We start from the raw sequence: 19,588 nt of genomic DNA, 5'->3' as shown, positions 1-19,588 counted from the left end.
GCGCCTTTGGCTAAAGACAAGCGGGTCTGAAGACCCGCGCTCCGGCCTTACTGGCCTCTCCTGGAGGCGCTGGCGAAGCGCACCGCTTCCTCGGCCGCGCGGAACAGGGCCTTGGCCTTGTTCACGCACTCCTGCTGCTCGCTGGCCGGGTTGGAATCGTAGACGATCCCGGCGCCTGCCTGCACGTACATGCGGCCGTCCTTGACCACCGCGGTGCGCAGGACGATGCAGGTGTCCATCTCGCCATTGGCGCCGAAATAGCCGATGCAGCCGGCATAGAGGCCGCGCTTTTCCTTTTCCAACTCGTCGATGATCTCCATCGCCCGCACCTTCGGGGCACCGGAGACGGTGCCGGCGGGAAACCCGGCGACCAGCGCGTCGAGCGCGTCGTGGGCGGGGTCGAGGTCGCCCTCCACGTTCGAGACGATGTGCATCACCTGGCTGTAGCGCTCGACGAAGAAGCTGTCGGTCACCGTCACCGTGCCGGTGCGCGCGACGCGGCCGACATCGTTGCGGCCGAGGTCGAGCAGCATGAGGTGCTCGGCGCGCTCCTTCTCGTCGGCCAGCAGCTCGTCGGCCATCGCCGCGTCACGCTGCGCCGTGTCGCCGCGCGGCCGCGTGCCCGCGATCGGGCGGATGGTGACCTTGCCGCTGCGCACCCGCACCAGGATCTCGGGGGAGGAGCAGACGACCTGGAAGCCGCCGAAGTCGAGATAGCAGAGGAAGGGCGCCGGGTTGACGCGCCGCAGCGCCCGGTAGAGCGCGAAGGCGGGCAGGTCGAATTCCGCCTCGAAGCGCTGCGACAGCACCGCCTGGAAAATGTCCCCGGCGACGATGTACTCCTTCGCCCGCGCCACCATCGCCTCGAACTCGGCGGGAGTGGTGTTGGAGACGCTGGGCCCGGTCAGCGCTTCGGTCGCCGGGGGAGGGGCCTTGGGCAGCGGGTCCTCCAGCCGCAGGACTGCGGCCTCGATCCGCTCCCACGCGGCCTCCCAGGCGGCCTTCGCCGGGATGGTCTCCCGCGGCCTCACCGGTGTGACGACGGTGATCTCGTCCTTCACCGCGTCGAAGACGACCATCAGCGTCGGGCGCACGAGCACCGCGTCCGGCAGCCCCAGCGCGTCCGGGTTCGGCTCGGGCAGCCGCTCCATGTGGCGGACCATGTCGTAGCCGAGATAGCCGAACACGCCGGCCGCCATGGGCGGGAAGTCGTCGGCGAAGTCGATCGCGCTCTCCTCGAGCAGGCTGCGCAGCGCGTCGAGCGGATCCTCGGTGCACAGCTCGAAGGCGTCGGGCTCGACGAGGGCGACCCGGTTGATCTCCGACACATGCCCGCGGCAGCGCCAGACGAGGTCGGGCGCCAGGCCGATCATCGAGTAGCGCCCGCGCACCGCGCCGCCCTCGACGGATTCCAGCAGGAAGGCCGGCCCGCTTTCGCCAGCCGACAGCTTCATGAAGGCGGAAACGGGGGTCTCGAGATCGCCGACGAGGGCCGTGCGCAGGAGGAAGGGGCGGCCCCGCGCATAGTCGGCCTCGAAGGCGGCGAAGTCTGCCGTGGCGGTCATCGCGGTCCTTTCCGGCGGGGGCTCAGGCCCCGCCGCCGACGGCCTGTCTCAGCGCCGCCTCGTTGATGCTGACGCCGAGCTCATTCTGCACCTTGGCCACGTAGGCGCTGAGCACGTCGTCGCCCAGCGCAACGCGGATCTGGTCGTCGAGCTGCGTGGCCTCCTGCGTCGAGGAGACGAGCGCCGGCACCTCGGCCGAGGTCACGCGCAGCAGGATGCGCTCCTGCGGGGTCGCGCCGATGGCCGAGGCGAAGCCGCCGACCGGCGTGCCGAACACCTGCGACACGGCCGTCGCCGGCAGGCCCGCGTCGGCGCCCTGCCTGCGCACCCCCTGCGCCTTCTTCACCTCGACGCTCAGCTCCTGCGCCACGGCCTCCAGCGTCTTGCCGCCCTGCATGTCCTTGATCAGCTGGGCCGCCTTGTCGGCGACCTTGCCGGCGATGGCGTCCTCCTTCCACTGCCGCAGGACGTCGCCGCGCACCTCGGCCAGCGTGCGTTCGCGCGGCGGCTCGATGCCGGTGACGTCGAACCACACCCAGCCGCCGTCCTTCAGGGCCACCGCCTCGTTGTCGACACCCATGTCGGACCCGAGGATCGCCTTCAGCACCGCCTCGCGGTCGGGGATGTCGACGGGCTTGCCGGACTTGTCGAGGCCGGCGCGGTCCACCGAGTCGATGGTCACCAGCGGCAGGTTGCGCTCCTTGGCGATCTCGGCGAGCGGCTTGGCCGACGCGCGCTGGTCCTCGATGGCGTCGTGAATGTCCTGCACCGCGTCCTTGGCCTTGCGCGTCGCGATCTCTGCGCGGATGGCGTCCTGCACCTCGGCGAAGGTCTTCACGTGCTCCGGCTCGATCCGGTCGACGCGAACCAGAACGGTGCCGAAGCGGCCTTCCACGGGGTCGCTCACGCCGGGCTGCGCCATGGCGAAGGCGGTTTCGGCGACTTTGGGATCGATGATCCCGTCCTTCGTGACGACACCGAGATCGAAGTCCTTCGCCTCCAGCTTGCGCTCCTGCGCGATCGCGTCGAAGCCCGTGCCGCTCTTGATCCTGTCGGAGGCAGCCTGCGCCTCTTCCTTGGTTGGAAACACGATCTGCTGGACGGAGCGCCGCTCGGGCTGGCCGAAGCGCTGCTTGTTGGCGTCGTAGAAGGCCTGGGCTTCCGCCTCCGGCACGTCGCCCGGTTTGGCGGCATCGGCAGGGGACAGGCGCAGGAGCACCGCCTTGCGGTATTCCGGCGCCCGGAACTCGGCCTTCCGATCGTCGAAGAACTTCTGCAGCGTCGCCTCGTCGGGATCCGCGATCTCGCCCGCCGCCGCCGCGCCCAGGACGATGTAGTCTGCGTTGCGCACCTCGCTGCGGAACCGCCAGGCGGCATCGCGGAGCACGGCGGGGGAGGGCATGATGCCGCCGACGGTCTCGGCGAGCTGCTGGCGCAGGTACACATTGTGCTGCGTCTTCAGGAAGCCCTGCTCGGTAAAGCCGTTGTTGCGCAGCGTCTCGTTGAAGAGGTTGCGGTCGAACTGGCCGGCCGCGTTCTTGAAGGCGGGATCGCTGAAGATGGCCTGGGCCAGAGACTTCTCCGAGATGTCGAGCCCGAGCGAGGCGGCGCGCTGGTCGAGCGCCAGCTCGGAGATCATGCGGTTCAGCACCTGCCTGTCGAGGCCGGCGGCACGCGCCTCGTCGGTGGTGATGTTGCGGCGGATCCGGCGCGACAGGGTCTGCAGCTCGGCCTGGTAGGCGTCCCGGTAAGCCTGCACCGTGATGTCCCTGGAGCCGACCTTGGCGACGTTCACATGGCCGGCGTTCCGCAGCATGTCGCCGATGCCCCAGATCGCGAAGCTGAGGATCAGGAACCCGAAGAGAATGGCAACGACGATACGGCCGAGCCAACTCTGCCCCGCCTTGCGGATACCGTTCATCATGGGACGCGTTCCGATCCTGTCTCGTTCAAGCGCGGCTGCGGGCAGAAAGGGGCCCGGCCGAAAAGCGGCGCATCCTATCGATGCGTTCCCGCCCCGGCAACGCGCGCTCGCAGCTTTTCGCGGCCCTTTCGGGGCGGAAGCGCTTCTGCTATGCGGCGACGATAAAGTCTGGGGAGTGAGATGACATCCAACGCGCGCCCGCGGCCCCTGGTGGCCGGCAACTGGAAGATGAACGGAACCCGCGCGGCGCTGTCCGAGCTTTCCGCCATGGCGGCGGGCTACAAGCCGGCCCTCGGCCGGAAGGTGGAACTGGTTGTCTGCCCGCCCGCGACGCTCCTCGGCGAGGTCGCGCGGGCTGCAGTCGGCACGCGGATCGGCGTCGGCGGTCAGGACTGCCACGCCAAGGCAAGCGGTGCCCACACGGGTGACGTCGCCGCCGAGATGCTGGCCGACGCAGGAGCGGCCTATGTCATCGTCGGCCACTCCGAGCGCCGCACGGACCACAAGGAGACCGACGCCGTCGTCAAGGCGAAGGCGGAGGCCGCCCTGCGGGCGGGGCTGGGCGCCATCGTGTGCGTGGGCGAGACACAGGCGGAGCGCGAGGCGGGGAAGACGCTGTCCGTCGTCCGCCGCCAGCTGCGCGGCTCGCTGCCCGACGGCGCCGACGGCGCGACAGTTGTGGTCGCCTACGAGCCCGTTTGGGCCATCGGCACCGGCCTGACTCCCACGCCGGCCGACGTGGCCGAGGTGCACAAGGCCATCCGCGCCGAACTGCGCAAGCTGGTCGGCCGGGACGCGGCACCCGGGGTCCGCATCCTCTATGGCGGCTCGGTGAAGCCCTCCAACGCGAAGGAGCTGATGGCCGTCGAGGACGTCGACGGAGCCCTCGTCGGCGGCGCCAGCCTCAAGGCGGCCGACTTTCTGGGGATCGCCGCGGCCTACGCTTAGGCCAATGGAGCGCGCGTCTTCTGACGCGCATTCAGGACAGCGGGTCTGAAGAACCGCGTTCCGCCGCCTTGCCCCATCCGCGCCGATCCCCATCTTCCCATGCGGGTGGCGAAGTGCTAAACGCCGCCGCAGACATTCGGCCGGGGCGGCCGGCTCCCGACGGGAGCGATCCGCGCCCGGCTTTTTCGCTTGGACACGGACGGGCATGCAACAGGTCATCATCGTCGTCCACCTGCTCATCGTGATCGCGCTGGTGGGCGTCATCCTCCTGCAGCGGTCAGAGGGCGGCGCACTCAGCGGCCTTTCGGGCGGCGGCGGCGTGTCGGGCTTCCTGACCGGGCGTGGCCAGGCCAATGCCCTGACCCGGGCGACGGCGATCCTGGCCGCGGCGTTCTTCGCCACCAGCCTCGTCCTTGCCATTCTGGCGGGGCACCGCGGCGCACCGCGCTCCATCCTGGACCAGAACGCACCGGCGGCCGGGGCTCCCGCGCCGGCCCAGGCGCCTGCCGGGTCGGGCGGCGTGCTCGACCAGTTGCGCCAGCTGGAAAACCAGGGCCAGCCGGCTCCATCCACTTCGGCGCCCGCGGCTCCCGCACCTGACGTTCCGGCCTCTGCCGCTCCGGCACCTGCCGCACCCGCCGAGCCGGCACCTGCGGCTCCGGCCGCTCCGGCAACGCAGCAATGACGACCAGAGGGCCGGGCGACCGGCCCTCTCTCTTTATGCCGCAGGGAGGGGAGCCGGCGGCTGTGGAAATCGGGGCATGCCGGCACCCCGGACTCACCGAATCGAAACGCAGGGCTTAGACGAGACTCCCCATGGCACGGTACGTCTTCATCACCGGCGGCGTGGTCTCTTCGCTTGGCAAGGGACTCGCCTCCGCCGCCCTCGGCGCGCTCCTGCAGGCCAGGGGCTATTCGGTCCGGCTGCGGAAGCTCGATCCCTATCTCAACGTCGACCCGGGCACGATGAGCCCGTACCAGCACGGCGAGGTGTTCGTCACCGACGACGGGGCAGAGACCGACCTCGACCTCGGGCATTACGAGCGCTTCACCGGCCGACCTGCCTCGAAGGCCGACAACATCACGACCGGCCGCATCTACCAGGACATCATCGCCAAGGAGCGCCGGGGCGACTATCTCGGCGGCACCGTGCAGGTGATCCCGCACGTCACGAATGCCATCAAGGAATTTGTGCTGACGGGGAATGACGACGTCGATTTCGTGCTGGTCGAGATCGGCGGCACGGTCGGCGATATCGAGGGCCTGCCGTTCTTCGAAGCCATCCGCCAGCTCGGCAACGACCTGCCCCGCGGCCACGCCGTCTACGTCCACCTCACCCTGCTGCCCTACATTCCCTCGGCCGGCGAGCTGAAGACCAAGCCGACGCAGCACTCGGTGAAGGAGCTTCGCTCCATCGGCATTCAGCCCGACATCCTGCTCTGCCGCACCGACCGGGAGATCCCGCGCGACGAACGGCGCAAGATGGCGCTGTTCTGCAACGTTCGCGAGAGCGCCGTCATCGAGGCCCGCGACGTCTCCTCGATCTATGCCGTTCCCGCCGCCTACCACGAGGCGGGCCTCGACCGCGAGGTGCTTGCGGCCTTCGGGATCGAGCCGGCGCCCAAGCCGAACCTGGCGCGCTGGGAAGGCGTGACCGAGCGCATCGCCAACCCCGAGGGCGAGGTCACCATCGCGGTAGTCGGCAAGTACACCGGGATGAAGGACGCCTACAAGTCGCTGATCGAGGCGCTGGCGCATGGCGGCATCGCCAACCGGGTGAAGGTGAACCTGGACTGGATCGAGTCCGAAGTCTTCGAGAGCGAGGACCCGGCGCCCTTCCTGGAGCACGTCAACGGCATCCTCGTGCCCGGCGGCTTCGGCCATCGCGGGGCGGAAGGCAAGATCCAGGCAGCACGCTTCGCGCGCGAGCGCCGGGTGCCCTATCTCGGCATCTGCTTCGGCATGCAGATGGCCGTCATCGAGGCGGCGCGCTCGCTTGCCGGCATCGCGGCGGCCAACTCCACGGAGTTCGGTCCCTGCACCGAGCCCGTCGTCGGCCTGATGACGGAGTGGATGCGCGGCAATGAGCTGGAGCAGCGCCATGCCGAGGGCGACCTCGGCGGAACGATGCGGCTCGGCGCGTACAAGGCCCAGCTGGCCGAGGGCAGTCGCATCGCGCAGATCTACGGCGACACCCAAATCAGCGAACGCCACCGCCACCGGTACGAAGTCAACATGGGTTACCGCGAGGCGCTGGAGGCGAGGGGCATGCGCTTCGCCGGCGTGTCGCCGGACGGGCTGCTGCCCGAGACCGTCGAGTTCCCCGACCATCCGTGGTTCATCGGCGTGCAGTACCACCCCGAGCTGAAGTCGCGCCCCTTCGAGCCGCACCCGCTCTTCTCGAGCTTCATCAGCGCGGCTGTCGTGCAGAGCCGGCTGGTCTAGCCGGTCCGCTTTCAGCGCCTTGTCGTCCCCGGCGGCCCGAAGGGCCGGGAAGGGGACTCGGCGCCTGGACCCTCACGGTTTCGCGTCCGCTCGGCGGCCTTCAGGGCGGGCGACGGCCGCTCTGCGCGGCGCACGCACCATGGCGTCCGGCATCGTCGCGTCCCGGGCATCGTCGTCGGCTTCCCTGAACCCGAAGCGCGAATAGAAGCGCTCCAGGCGCTCGCGGGAGGTGGTGCCGTAGGCGCCGCCGGACTCGGCGGGCGACAGGACGACCCGGCGGCCCCAGGAATCGGCGAGATCGCAGAGGTCGCCCAGCGCAGCCGACCCGATCCCGGCGCAACGCGCCTGCTCGGGAACGACGATCAAGGCGAGGCGCAGATCGTCTGTCGGGGTCAGGAAGACCCTGAACTCCTGCAGCCCGTGGTGCCGGGCGACCTCGCCGGACCAGTCCTGGACCATCTCCTGCGTGAGCCGGAAGGCCTGTCTGAATGCGTGCTGTCCCATGGGTCAGCAACGTCGCGCGAAGCAGCGATGTTCCCGGGATGGCGAAGCGGGATCGTTCCCGAACGTTACTCCGCTGCCTGCGTCCTCGCCTTCAGCGGCCGCCTGGCGAGAACCTCCTTCAGGAACCGGCCCGTATGGCTCGCCGGAGCCTTCACGATGTCCTCCGGCGTGCCGGACGCGACGATGGTGCCGCCGCCGTCGCCGCCCTCGGGGCCGAGGTCGAGAACCCAGTCGGCCGTTTTCACGACCTCGAGGTTGTGCTCGATCACGACCACGGTATTGCCCTGCTCGACCAACTCGTGCAGCACCTCGAGCAGCTTGGCGACGTCGTGGAAGTGCAGGCCGGTCGTCGGCTCGTCGAGGATGTACAGCGTTCGCCCGGTCGAGCGGCGCGACAGCTCCTTGGAGAGCTTCACGCGCTGGGCCTCGCCGCCCGACAGCGTCGTCGCCTGCTGTCCCACCTTGATGTAGTCGAGCCCCACCCGGGCCAGCGTCTCCATCTTCTCGCGGATCGACGGCACCGCCTTGAAGAGCTCGCCGGCCTCCTCGACCGTCATGTCGAGAACGTCGGCGATGGACCTCTCCTTGTACTTCACCTCCAGCGTCTCGCGGTCGTAACGCTTGCCCTTGCAGACGTCGCAGGTGACGTAGACGTCGGGCAGGAAGTGCATCTCGATCTTGATGACGCCGTCGCCCTGGCAGGCCTCGCAGCGTCCGCCCTTGACGTTGAACGAGAACCGACCCGGCATGTAGCCGCGGGCCTTCGCCTCCGGCAGGGCGGCAAACCACTCCCGGATGGGCGTGAAGGCGCCCGTATAGGTGGCGGGATTGGACCGCGGCGTGCGGCCGATCGGCGACTGGTCGATGTCGATGACCTTGTCGAGGTGCTCCAGCCCCTCGATCGTGTCGAACGGGGCAGGGTGCTCCAGCGCGCCGTTCAGGCGCCGCGCGACGGCCTTGTAGAGCGTGTCGATGACGAGGGTCGATTTGCCGCCGCCTGACACGCCGGTCACGCAGGTAAAGGTCCCCAGCGGGATCTCGGCCTTGACGTTCTTGAGGTTGTTGCCGCGCGCGCCGCCGATGCGCAGCACCCGGCCCTTCTGCGGCCGCCTGCGCTTGGGCGGGACGGGCACGGTCAGCTCGCCTTTCAGGTAGCGGCCGGTGAGCGAGGCCTTGTCGGCCAGGATCTGCTCGGGTGTGCCCTGCGACACGATCTCGCCGCCATGGATGCCCGCGCCGGGTCCGACGTCGACGACGTGGTCGGCCTGGAGGATGGCGTCCTCGTCGTGCTCGACCACGATGACGCTGTTGCCGATGTCGCGCAGCCGCTTCAGCGTGCCCAGCAGCCGCTCATTGTCGCGCTGGTGCAGGCCGATGGAGGGCTCGTCGAGAACGTACAGCACGCCGGTGAGGCCGGAGCCGATCTGCGAGGCGAGCCGGATGCGCTGGCTTTCGCCGCCGGAGAGCGAGCCGGAGTTGCGGGCCAGCGTCAGGTAATCGAGGCCGACGTCGAGCAGGAAGGAGAGCCGCTCACGGATCTCCTTGAGGATGCGCCCCGCGATCTCGTTCTGCTTGGCGTTCAGCCGCTCGTGCAGGCTCCCGAACCAGGAATGGGCGTCGCGGACGGAGAACTTCGACACCTGAGCGATGTGATGAGCGTCGATCTTCACCGCCAGCGCCTCGGGCTTCAGGCGGAAGCCGTTGCACTCGCCACAGGGCGTCTCGCCCATGAACCGGCCGATCTCCTCGCGGGCCCAGTCGCTCTCGGTTTCCTTCCAGCGCCGTTCGAGATTGCGGACCACGCCCTCGAAGGGCTTGTTGACCTCATAGGCGCGCAGGCCGTCGTCATAGGAGAAGCGCACCTTCTCCTCGCCAGTCCCGTACAGGATCACGTCCTTCGCCTTCGCCGGAAGCTCCTTCCATTTCTGCGTCAGCTTGAAGCCGAAATGGGCGCCCAGCGCCGCGAGCGTCTGGCCGTAATAGGGCGAGGTCGAGCGTGCCCAGGGTGCGATGGCTCCGCCACGCAAGGTGAGGTTCTCGTCCGGCACGACCAGCATGGGGTCGATCGCCATCTCGTGGCCGAGCCCGTCGCATTTGGGGCAGGCGCCGAAAGGGTTGTTGAAGGAGAAGAGCCTCGGCTCCACCTCGGGAATGGTGAAGCCGGAGACGGGACACGCGAACTTCTGCGAGAAGACGATGCGGCGGGGCTCGCCGGCCTCGTCCTTCTCGTCCGCGAACTCCATCACGGCGATGCCGTCGGCAAGCTCCAGCGCCGTCTCGAAGCTCTCGGCGAGGCGCGAGCCGATGTCCGCACGCACGACCAGCCGATCCACCACGACGTCGATGTCGTGCTTGAGCTTCTTGTCGAGCGCCGGGGCCTCGGCGATCTCGTAGAACGCGCCGTCCACCTTGACGCGCTGGAAGCCGCGCTTCTGGAAGTCCGCGAGCTCCTTGCGGTACTCTCCCTTGCGCCCGCGCACCACCGGGGCGAGCAGGAACAGGCGCGTCTTCTCCGGCAAGGCCAGCACCCGGTCGACCATCTGCGAGACGGTCTGACTCTCGATCGGCAGTCCGGTGGCGGGCGAGTATGGGATGCCGACGCGGGCCCAGAGCAGGCGCATGTAGTCGTAGATCTCGGTGACGGTACCCACCGTCGACCGGGGATTCTTCGACGTCGTCTTCTGCTCGATCGAGATGGCGGGCGACAGGCCGTCGATCTGGTCGACGTCCGGCTTCTGCATCATCTCGAGGAACTGCCGCGCATAGGCCGAGAGGCTCTCGACATAGCGGCGCTGGCCCTCGGCATAGATCGTGTCGAAGGCGAGCGAGGACTTGCCGGAACCGGACAGTCCGGTGAAAACCACAAGCTTGTCGCGCGGGATCACGAGGTCGACGTTCTTCAGGTTGTGCTCGCGCGCGCCGCGGATCGAGATCGTCCGCTGGTCGGGCGCGAAGGCTCCCGCGCCACGCGCGCGGTCGAAGAGGTCGTCGATATCGGCCATGGTTTCGCTCTCGCCCCGGAAAACAAGCGACCCGTCGGGACCGTCAAGGCCCCGCTGACTTCGAGCGGATCGGGTTTCAGCAGCAAAATAGTGCGCTGGCCGGGTAAGCGACAGGGGTCAGCGCCGCTTGCAGGCATAGACTGCTGCTGATAAGAACACAACAGGAACATATGCCGCTGCTTGTCCTCTGGCCGGGGCTGGGCATGTGGATAACCGGCATGGGGTGGCCGGTGTGGGCGCCTTCGGCGACGTCAGGCGTTAAGGTCGGGTGAGACAGATCCAGGAGTGCTCCGCCATGTCGGGCAGCGTGAACAAGGTCATCCTCGTCGGCAATCTCGGGCGCGATCCCGAGGTGCGCCGCCTCGGCAGCGGCGAGCCGGTCGTTAATCTCCGCCTCGCCACGACGGAGACCTGGCGCGACAAGGCCAGCGGGGAGCGCAAGGAGCGCACCGAGTGGCACACCGTCGTCATCTTCAACGAGAACCTTGCCCGCGTGGCCGAGCAGTACCTCAAGAAGGGCTCGAAGGTTTACATCGAGGGCCAGTTGCAGACGCGCAAATGGCAGGACCAGAGCGGCCAGGAGCGCTACTCGACCGAAGTGGTGCTGCAGCGCTTCCGGGGTGAGATGACGCTGCTGGACTCGCGCGGGCAGGGCGGCAGCGCTCCCGCCATGGAAGACGACTATGGTGGCGGGGCGTCGCGCGGCGGCGATTTCGGCCGCTCCTCGCCCATGGAGCGCCGCCCGGCTCCCGCGGGCGGCGGCGGTGGCCGCGGTGGCGCGGCCGACCTGGACGACGACATCCCGTTCTGATCGGGGAACGTGCCCGTCGCACAGCGGCGGGCGCCTTCCAGAGCCTTCGTCATGCTCGAGCGGAGAGTGGCACGAAGAGCGTAGGGGGCGGACGCCGCTGAGAGAGCGTGCAGGACGTGGCGCCTGGCCGCGCCGCAGTCATGCTTCGGCGCGCACCCATGATTCAGCTGCGCGCGAGACGCGGCGCATGCGTCTTGTGTCGGTCGTTTTTCTCTCCGCAATTGGCCAACCTGCCCGTTGGCCCGGCTTCCCGGGCGGCTCCGCCGCCGTGTTTTCGACACACGTTCGGTCAGCGACTGGCAACATTCTGATTTCACTTGTGAATTCACTGCCCTGAACAGCCCGATTCCGTTGGCTTCACTCACCGGAATCGACTAGAAGTTCGGCAGCGCATTTTACCAGCCAGGCAAAGATATTGGCAGACGACGACAAGCAGAACCCTGCCGGAGGTCCCGGCGGCGAGGGCCAGGACATTCGTCCGGTCTCGATCACCGACGAGATGAAGCGCAGCTATCTCGATTACGCGATGAGCGTCATCGTGAGCCGCGCGCTTCCGGACGCGCGAGACGGGCTCAAGCCCGTCCACCGGCGCATCCTCTACTCGATGAACGAGAACGGGTACTTTCCCGACAGGCCGTATCGCAAGTCGGCCCGCGTCGTCGGCGACGTCATCGGTAAGTACCATCCGCACGGCGACCAGTCGATCTACGACGCCCTCGTGCGCATGGCGCAGAACTTTTCGATGCGCCTGCCGCTGGCCGACGGCCAGGGTAACTTCGGCTCGGTAGACGGCGATCCCGCGGCGGCGATGCGCTACACCGAGGTGCGCCTGGCGCGCCCGGCCATGTCGCTGCTGGAGGATCTCGACAAGGATACGGTCGACTTCCAGCCCAACTACGACGGCTCGGAGCAGGAGCCGACGGTCCTGCCGGCGCGCTTTCCCAACCTGCTGGTGAACGGCGCAGGCGGCATTGCCGTGGGCATGGCGACCAACGTTCCGCCGCACAATCTCGGCGAGGTCATCGACGGCTGCCTCGCCTACATCGCGGATCCCGACATTTCGATCGAGGGGCTCACGGAGTACATTCCCGGTCCCGATTTCCCGACCGGCGGCATCATCCTCGGGCGGGCCGGTATCCGGCAGGCCTACGCGACCGGGCGCGGCTCCATCATCGTCCGGGCGAAGACCGCGATCGAGCCGATCCGCAAGGATCGCGAGGCGATCATCGTCACCGAGATCCCGTTCCAGGTGAACAAGGCCACGCTCGTCGAGAAGATCGCCGAGCTGGTTCGCGAGAAGCGTGTCGAGGGTATTTCCGACCTGCGCGACGAGTCCGACCGCGACGGCATGCGCATCGTCATCGAGATCAAGCGCGATGCGGTCCCCGACGTCGTCCTGAACCAGCTCTGGCGCTTCACGGCGCTGCAGTCGAGCTTCGGCGCCAACATCGTCGCGCTCAACGGCGGCAAGCCGGAGACGATGAACCTGAAGGACCTGATCTCGGCCTTCATCGACTTCCGCGAGGTCGTCGTCAGCCGGCGCACGCGGTTCCTGCTGTCGAAGGCGCGCGAGCGTGCACACGTCCTCGTCGGCCTTGCCATCGCCGTCGCCAACATCGACGAGGTCATCCACCTCATCCGCACCTCGCCGGACCCGAATACGGCCCGCGAGGCCTTGATGGCGCGCGACTGGCCGGCCGCGGACGTCGCACCGCTGATCGTCCTCATCGACGATCCGAGGCACCGTGTGTCGGAGGCGATGACCTACCGGCTCTCGGAGGCCCAGGCCCGCGCCATCCTCGATCTCCGCCTGCAGCGCCTTACCGCGCTCGGCCGGGAGGAAATTGCCGAGGAACTCGAGAAGATCGCGGCGGAGATCGCCGACTACCTCGACATCCTGCGCTCGCGCGAGCGCATCATGGCCATCATCCGCGACGAACTCGCCGCGGTGAAGGCCTCCTTCGCCACGCCGCGCCGCTCGGAGATCACCGAGTCCGACGCCGACCTCGAGGATGAGGATCTCATCCAGCGCGAGGACATGGTCGTGACGGTCTCGCACGCCGGCTACATCAAGCGCGTGCCGCTTTCGACCTACCGGGCCCAAAAGCGCGGCGGCAAGGGCCGTTCGGGCATGCAGACGCGCGACGAGGATTTCGTCGCGAGGCTGTTTGTCGCGAACACGCACACCCCCGTGCTGTTCTTCTCCTCACGCGGACAGGTCTACAAGGAAAAGGTGTGGCGGCTGCCGCTGGCGGCGCCGCAGGCGCGCGGCAAGGCGCTCGTCAACATGCTCCCCCTACAGGAGGGCGAGCGCATCACCACCATCATGCCGCTGCCCGAGAACGAGGAGGACTGGGATACGCTGGACGTGATGTTCGCCACCGCCTCCGGCGGCGTCAGGCGCAACAAGCTGTCCGACTTCGTGCAGGTGAACCGCAACGGCAAGATCGCCATGAAGCTCGACGAGGGCGACGCCATTGTCGACGTGGCCATCTGCACCGAGAACGACGACGTCCTGCTGACCACGGCCCAGGGCCAGTGCATCCGCTTCTGCATCACCGACGTGCGGGTCTTCAAGGGCCGCGATTCGACGGGCGTTCGCGGCATCACGCTGGCCGGGGGCGACACGATCATCTCGCTCGCCATCCTGCGGCATGTCGAGGCGAGCGCCGACGAGCGCGCCGCCTATCTCAAGATGCGCCGGGCCGTGACCGGCGAGGCGACTGGCGGCGACGACAGCGTCACCGACGCCGAGGAGACGACGGCCACCGAGTCGGTACTCAGCCAGGAGCGCTATGTCGAGCTCTCCTCGAAGGAGCAGGTCGTCCTCACGCTGTCGCGCAACGGCTACGGCAAGCGGACCTCCGCCTACGAGATCCGCGTCACCGGCCGCGGCGGCAAGGGCATCGTCGCCATGGTGGTCAACGACCGCAACGGGCCGCTCGTCGCCTCCTTCCCGGTCGAGGACACGGACCAGATCATGCTGGTCACCAATGGCGGCCAGCTCATCCGCTGCCCGGTCCGCGGCATCCGCGTAGCCGGTCGCGGCACGCAGGGCGTCATCGTCTTTAACACGTCCGACGACGAGGAAGTCGTCTCCGTCGAGCACATCCCCGACGAGGGCGAGGAGAATGGCGAAATCGAGGGTGAGGCCGGCGAGGACGAGGCTCCCGCGCCTGAGGCGTAGGAGCCGGGACCGGTGCCGGCCCGTGCCCGCCAGGGGGTGCGGGTCCGGCGGCTACTTCGCTGGCTTCTCGACGTGCCCGCCAAAGCCTTTTCGCATCGCGGACAGCATCTTCTCGGCAAAGCTTTCCGTTTCGCGCGAACGGAAGCGCGTGTAGAGCGCCGCCGTCAGCACATGGGCGGGTACCGCCTCGGCGACGGCAGCCTGGATGGTCCACCGTCCCTCGCCGGAATCCTCGACATGTCCTGAAAACCCTTCGAGCGCCGGGTCGGTCGCCAGCGCCGCGGCGGTGAGGTCGAGCAGCCAGGACGAGACGACGCTGCCGCGCCGCCATACCTCGGCGATGTCGGGGAGGTCGAGGTCGAGCCGCTCGTCCTCCGGCAGAACCTCGGAGTTGGCGTGCCGCATGATGTCGAAACCCTCGGCGAAGGCCTGCATCATCCCGTACTCGATGCCGTTGTGGACCATCTTGACGAAATGCCCGGCGCCGACCCGGCCGGCATGGATGTAGCCGAACTCGGCGCGGTGGTCGTGGCCGTCGCGCCCTGCCGTCTCCGGGATCGTGCCGCGGCCCGGCGCCAGCGCCTTCCAGACGGGATCCAGGCGCTGCACGATTTCGGTTTCGCCGCCGATCATCAGGCAATAGCCGCGTTCGAGTCCCCAGACGCCCCCACTCGTGCCGACATCGACGTAGTGAAGGTCTTTCGCCTTCAGCTCGCGAGCGCGGCGAATGTCGTCCTTCCAGAACGTGTTGCCGCCATCGATGATCGTATCGCCGGGCGAGAGCAGCGTGGCCAGTTCCGTGACGGTGGCCTCCGTGATGGCCCCGGCCGGCAACATCACCCACAGCGTGCGGGGTGCGTCGAGCGAGGCGACCAGGGCGCGAAGGTCCCCGGCCGGCACGGCTCCGTCCTTCGCCAGATCCTGGCCCGGCGCGGGGTCGCGGTCGTAGACGGCGCAGCCTATGCCGGCGCGCATGAGCCTTCGCACGATGTTGCCGCCCATGCGGCCCAGCCCGATCATCCCGATGCGCATCGTCGACCTCGTCAGTCTGCTTGTCCGGGCGGCATGGGGAAGCAGAACAGGCCTCTTGCGCAAGTGAAATCAAGGTGACGCGGCGCCGTGCTGTTGAAGGAAGCGTCAGCGACTTTGAAACTCCCGGCAACCGTCCCCATATCCCGGACGTTCGGGGCTCGACCCCGGAGAAGGACGAGAGATGAGTATTCGCACCCTGGCTTCCCGACCGGCACGCATCGCGCTCGCGGCATTCGCCGCGATGGCCCTGACGATCGCCGCAGCCGATGCGCGGCCCGGTCGCGCCGGTGGCTTCGGTGGTTTTGGCAGCCGCGGCGGCAAGACGTTCAGCGCGCCGCCTTCGACCTATACCGCCCCGCGCCCGGCCTCGCCGATCGAGCGATCCTATACGCAGCCCGGCTCGCCCGGCATCGACGCGCCGCGTACCGCACCGTCTCCCGGCATCGGTGCTCCCGGCGGCTTCCGCCCCGGCTTCGGCACGGGCTTCGTCGGCGGCCTGCTCGGCGCCGGCCTGCTCGGCATGCTGTTCGGCCACGGCCTGTTCGGCGGCATTGGCGGGCTCGGCTCGCTGTTCGGGTTGCTGCTGCAGTTCGGCCTGATCGCCATGCTGGTCATGTTCGCCATGCGCTTCCTGCGCGGACGGCAGCCCGCTCTCGCGGGAGCCGGTGCGCCGATGAGCCGCAGCGGTCTCGGGAATGGCGGCAGCGGCCTGGGAAGCGGCATCGACGTGCGTCCCGCCCAGGCGAGGTCATCGGGCGCTGGTGCCGTTCCTCCGCGCCAGGCCGCGGCGCCGCAGCGCAGCGACTCCGTCGGCATCGGCGACGCCGACTATGCCGCGTTCGAGGATACGCTGAAGCAGGTCCACGACGCCTGGGACCGGGAAGACCTCGCTGCGCTCCGTGGCATCGCCACGCCGGAAATCGCGGGCTACTTCGCCGAGGAACTTGCGAAGAATGCCGGACGCGGCCTGCATGACCGCGTGTCCGACGTGAAGCTCGTCAGCGGCGACCTCGCCGAGGCGTGGCGCGAGGGGCGGACCGACTACGCCACGGTCGCCCTGCGCTTCTCGCTGGTCAACGCCATGGTGGAGCGCGCCACCGGCCGCACGGTCGAGGGTGACCCTGACCGGGCGGAAGAAGTGACGGAGATCTGGACGTTCCGCCGCGAGCCCGGTGGCCGCTGGATGCTGTCGGCGATCCAGCAGGCGTAGGGACTAACGGGCAGGGTGCCCGCGTAACGACACACCACCTAGCGGGGCCGGGCGAAGGGGATCACCTTCCCGGCCCCGTTTGTTTGGGCGGGGATCTCCTCGGGATCGATCTGGTCGATGAGGGCGCTGCGCGTCTCCTCCGCCTTGCGGATCTGGTTCTTCGTCTCCTCCAGTGAACTCCCGCTGGATCCCGAGAACACGATGCCGCCGATGAGCGCCGCCGACGAGAACACGATCGCCGTGGCGTCCAGCGGCAGGATGCTCAGCACTCCCGCGACCAGCCAGCCAGCACCCAGCGCCATTGCGCCACGTGACAGGATGATGATCCGGCGCGAGCGCTCGGCGGCCTCGTTGAGTGTCTCGATCTCCTGCTCGAGCAGGGCGATCCGGTCTGCGGCGAAGGACGGGTCCATGTCCTCAGGGTGGAATTGGCCGTTCAGCTTGGCAAGGGCGCAGCTGCGTCCGGCCCGTGCGGCGCGCGTTCGTCAGGCATGCCGCCGCCGGGTGGCGTGCCTACGGGTTGGGCGTTATGCAACGCGGGGGAGCAGGACAACAAGGAGACAGAGCATGCGCATCCTCCAGATGCTGCCCGCTGCCGTGGTGGGCCTCGCCCTCGCGACCAGCGGCGCCCGGGCTGCCGAGGACATCACCATCGCCGTCGTCGGGCCCATGACCGGTCCCGTTGCCAGTATCGGCGAGCAGCAGAAGCGCGGTGGCGAGGCCGCTGCGGCGCTGATCAACGAGGCCGGCGGCATCAATGGCCGCAAGGTCAAGATCGTGATCGAGGACGACGTGTGCGACCCCAAGCAGGCCGTCGCTGTGGCGAACAGGCTGCTCGGCCAGGGCGTGAAATTCGTCGCCGGCCACGCCTGCTCCGGCGCGTCAATTCCGGCCGCCGACGTCTATGCCGAGAACGGCATCCTGATGATGAGCCCGGCCTCGTCCAACCCCGTCCTCACCGACAAGGGCAACCCGACCATCATGCGCCTCTACGGCCGCGACGACGCGCAGGGCGCTTTCGTCGGGCCGTGGATCGCGAAGAACTACGCGGGCAAGAAGATCGCGATCCTGCACGACAAGTCGGCCTACGGGAAAGGGCTTGCTACGGTCGTGAAGCAGACCGCCAACGCCGCCGGCCTGCAGGAGGTGCTGTTCGAGGGCATCAATGCCGGCGAGAAGGACTATGGTGCGGTCGTCAGCAAGCTCAAGGCTGCTGGCGCCGAGTTCGTCTATTTCGGCGGCTACCACACCGAGGCCGGCCTGATGCTTCGCCAGGCCCGCGACCAGGGCTACCAGTTCACGCTAATGACCGGCGACAGCATCGCGACGTCCGAGTTCTGGGCCGTGTCGGGCCCGGCGGGCGAAGGCACGATGTTCACCTTCCCGACCGATCCCCGCCGCTCTCCCACCGCGGCAAAGGCGCTCGAGCAGTTCAAGGCACAGAACTACGAGCCGGAAGGCTTCACGCTGTTCAGCTATGCGGTCGTCCAGGCCATCGCCGAGGGCGTGAAGCGGGCCGGGACCGACGACCCGATGAAGGTCGCGGCGGCACTCAAGTCCGGCGAGCCCGTCCAGACGGTTCTCGGACCGGTGCAGTTCGACGCGAAGGGCGACATCAAGGATCCGCGCTACGACATCAACCTGTGGAAGGACGGCAAGTACGCACCCGTTTCCCAGTAAGGTTTCGCGTTTTGCGCACATGCGCCCGGGACGAAATCCGTCCCGGGCGCTTTTTTTCTGACGTCAAAGCTCCACGAAGGGCGCGAACCCGCCGAAGATCATGCGCTTCCCGTCGAAAGGCATGTTCTGCATGTCGGCTTTGAGGCGCTCGTCCGCCATGACCTTGGCCATCACCTCGTCGCGGCTGGCGCGCGAGCTATAGACGATCCACGAGAAGGCGACCGTCTCGTCCTCCTTCACCTGCACGGCGCGCGGGAAGGACGTCATTTCTCCGTAGGGCACGTCGTCTGCGAGGCATTCGACGTAGGCCAGCGCCCCGTGCTCTTTCCAGATATCCCCCGCCTTGGCGGCGAGCGCCTTGTAGGCGTCCACCTTGTCCTTCGGCACGGGCACGATGAAACCGTCGACATAGCTCATGGGTGTCCTCCTGGGGTTCAGGTCCCGAGGACGGCCGGGGAGGTCCGGTGCCGACACCGGCGCTGCTGATTTCCGTCGCCGAGAATCGGGTAGGAGGGACCGGGGCGCCGGACGGGATGGAATGGAGACGCAACTCTACGCGCCGGTGAAGGCCTTCCTCGAAGGGCTCGGGGCCACCGTGAAGGGGGAGGTCGGCGGCTGCGACCTCGTCGCTCTCAAGGATGGAGAGCCACCGTTCGTCGTCGTGTGCGAGCTCAAGCAAAGCTTCAACCTCGAACTCGTGCTGCAGGCCGTCGACCGCGCGGCAGCCTGCGACGAGGTGTGGCTGGCCGCCCGCCTTTCAAAGTGGGGCAAGGGCCGGGAAGGCGATGCGCGCTTCCGCAATCTCTGCCGCCGGCTCGGATTCGGCATGCTGGGCGTGACGGCCTCCGGGGAGGTGGAAATCCTTGTCACGCCGGCTGCGCCGCCGCCCCGGCGCGATCCGAGGCGCCGGTCGCTTCTCGTCGAGGAGCATCGCCGGCGCCGTGGCGATCCCGCTGTCGGAGGCGGCAGCAAGAAGCCCGTGATGACCGCCTATCGCCAGAGGGCGTTGCTGTGCGGCGCGCGGCTCGCGTCGGGTCCCTTGCGCCCGCGAGACCTGCGCGAGACGGCACCGGACGCCTACGGTATCCTCCGCCGCAACGTCTATGGATGGTTCGAGCGGATCGGACCCGGGCTCTATGCATTGACGGAAGCGGGGCGCGACGCCCTCGCGCGTTGGCCGCAGGAAAGTCATTAGACAGCCTGGGGTGGGCTGTCTTTCAGGGCCTCCGGGCCACTATCATGGGGCAATCCCGCCCCGACACCACCAATCAGGGATGTCG

The 19,588-nt window shown here is 68.3% G+C and carries 15 protein-coding genes; 8 read left to right on the top strand and 7 right to left on the bottom strand.

Annotated features, from left to right (window positions below; all coding sequences use genetic code 11):
- Positions 1-47: 47 nt before the first annotated feature.
- Both trpE and AC5JCN_RS08180 read right to left on the bottom strand, forming a co-directional pair.
- Entirely contained in the window at positions 48-1,565 is a 1,518-nt protein-coding gene (gene trpE, locus AC5JCN_RS08185; protein ID WP_495754544.1) for an anthranilate synthase component I, read from the bottom strand.
- 22 nt (positions 1,566-1,587) lie between these two features.
- Positions 1,588-3,489 (bottom strand): SurA N-terminal domain-containing protein, encoded by a 1,902-nt coding sequence (locus AC5JCN_RS08180; RefSeq protein WP_495754543.1) that lies wholly within the window; start codon positions 3,487-3,489, stop codon positions 1,588-1,590.
- Between the two features lie 180 nt (positions 3,490-3,669).
- Here AC5JCN_RS08180 and tpiA point away from each other — a divergent pair, with 180 nt between their 5' ends.
- From tpiA to pyrG, 3 genes are all read left to right on the top strand, one after another.
- Positions 3,670-4,437 carry a triose-phosphate isomerase gene (gene tpiA / locus AC5JCN_RS08175; RefSeq protein WP_495754542.1) on the top strand — a complete coding sequence of 256 codons (768 nt, stop codon included), beginning with the start codon at positions 3,670-3,672 and terminating at the stop codon, positions 4,435-4,437.
- A gap of 205 nt (positions 4,438-4,642) precedes the next feature.
- A complete protein-coding gene (gene secG, locus AC5JCN_RS08170; protein ID WP_495754541.1) occupies positions 4,643-5,122 on the top strand; it encodes a preprotein translocase subunit SecG in 480 nt (159 codons plus the stop codon).
- Between the two features lie 131 nt (positions 5,123-5,253).
- Positions 5,254-6,882 carry a CTP synthase gene (gene pyrG / locus AC5JCN_RS08165; RefSeq protein ID WP_495754540.1) on the top strand — a complete coding sequence of 543 codons (1,629 nt, stop codon included), beginning with the start codon at positions 5,254-5,256 and terminating at the stop codon, positions 6,880-6,882.
- A 72-nt stretch (positions 6,883-6,954) separates the two neighbouring features.
- Here pyrG and AC5JCN_RS08160 read toward each other — a convergent pair whose 3' ends face one another.
- Both AC5JCN_RS08160 and uvrA read right to left on the bottom strand, forming a co-directional pair.
- On the bottom strand, positions 6,955-7,386 hold the full coding sequence (locus tag AC5JCN_RS08160; protein ID WP_495754539.1) for a GNAT family N-acetyltransferase: 432 nt from the start codon (positions 7,384-7,386) through the stop codon (positions 6,955-6,957).
- A gap of 65 nt (positions 7,387-7,451) precedes the next feature.
- Entirely contained in the window at positions 7,452-10,388 is a 2,937-nt protein-coding gene (gene uvrA, locus AC5JCN_RS08155) for an excinuclease ABC subunit UvrA (protein ID WP_495754538.1), read from the bottom strand.
- A 295-nt stretch (positions 10,389-10,683) separates the two neighbouring features.
- Here uvrA and AC5JCN_RS08150 point away from each other — a divergent pair, with 295 nt between their 5' ends.
- Together AC5JCN_RS08150 and gyrA are read left to right on the top strand one after the other, a co-directional pair.
- Positions 10,684-11,199: a single-stranded DNA-binding protein gene (locus AC5JCN_RS08150; RefSeq protein ID WP_495754537.1), complete on the top strand. Its 516-nt coding sequence runs from the start codon at positions 10,684-10,686 to the stop codon at positions 11,197-11,199.
- A gap of 415 nt (positions 11,200-11,614) precedes the next feature.
- The gene (gene gyrA, locus AC5JCN_RS08145; RefSeq protein WP_495754536.1) at positions 11,615-14,386 is read left to right on the top strand and encodes a DNA gyrase subunit A; all 2,772 of its coding nucleotides are present in this window, start codon (positions 11,615-11,617) and stop codon (positions 14,384-14,386) included.
- 51 nt (positions 14,387-14,437) lie between these two features.
- Here gyrA and gnd read toward each other — a convergent pair whose 3' ends face one another.
- Positions 14,438-15,418, bottom strand: a complete 981-nt coding sequence (gene gnd, locus AC5JCN_RS08140; RefSeq protein WP_495754535.1) for a phosphogluconate dehydrogenase (NAD(+)-dependent, decarboxylating) — start codon at positions 15,416-15,418, stop codon at positions 14,438-14,440.
- 181 nt (positions 15,419-15,599) lie between these two features.
- Here gnd and AC5JCN_RS08135 point away from each other — a divergent pair, with 181 nt between their 5' ends.
- On the top strand, positions 15,600-16,628 hold the full coding sequence (locus AC5JCN_RS08135; RefSeq protein ID WP_495754534.1) for a Tim44 domain-containing protein: 1,029 nt from the start codon (positions 15,600-15,602) through the stop codon (positions 16,626-16,628).
- Between the two features lie 38 nt (positions 16,629-16,666).
- Here AC5JCN_RS08135 and AC5JCN_RS08130 read toward each other — a convergent pair whose 3' ends face one another.
- On the bottom strand, positions 16,667-17,041 hold the full coding sequence (locus AC5JCN_RS08130; RefSeq protein ID WP_495754533.1) for a hypothetical protein: 375 nt from the start codon (positions 17,039-17,041) through the stop codon (positions 16,667-16,669).
- Positions 17,042-17,195: 154 nt separating this feature from the next.
- Between AC5JCN_RS08130 and AC5JCN_RS08125 the strand changes: the two genes are divergently transcribed.
- The gene (locus tag AC5JCN_RS08125; RefSeq protein WP_495754532.1) at positions 17,196-18,308 is read left to right on the top strand and encodes an ABC transporter substrate-binding protein; all 1,113 of its coding nucleotides are present in this window, start codon (positions 17,196-17,198) and stop codon (positions 18,306-18,308) included.
- A gap of 63 nt (positions 18,309-18,371) precedes the next feature.
- On the opposite strand, the gene AC5JCN_RS08120 is transcribed toward AC5JCN_RS08125, so the two are convergent.
- On the bottom strand, positions 18,372-18,725 hold the full coding sequence (locus AC5JCN_RS08120; RefSeq protein WP_495754531.1) for a DUF1428 domain-containing protein: 354 nt from the start codon (positions 18,723-18,725) through the stop codon (positions 18,372-18,374).
- A gap of 121 nt (positions 18,726-18,846) precedes the next feature.
- On the opposite strand from AC5JCN_RS08120, the gene AC5JCN_RS08115 reads away from it, so the two are divergent.
- Positions 18,847-19,503 carry a DUF2161 domain-containing phosphodiesterase gene (locus AC5JCN_RS08115; RefSeq protein WP_495754530.1) on the top strand — a complete coding sequence of 219 codons (657 nt, stop codon included), beginning with the start codon at positions 18,847-18,849 and terminating at the stop codon, positions 19,501-19,503.
- The last annotated feature ends 85 nt before the right edge of the window (positions 19,504-19,588 follow it).

The sequence above is a fragment of the Alsobacter sp. genome (assembly GCF_059501845.1).
Note: the sequence above shows the minus strand (reverse complement) of the source record. Positions and strands in the feature narration are given on the sequence as shown.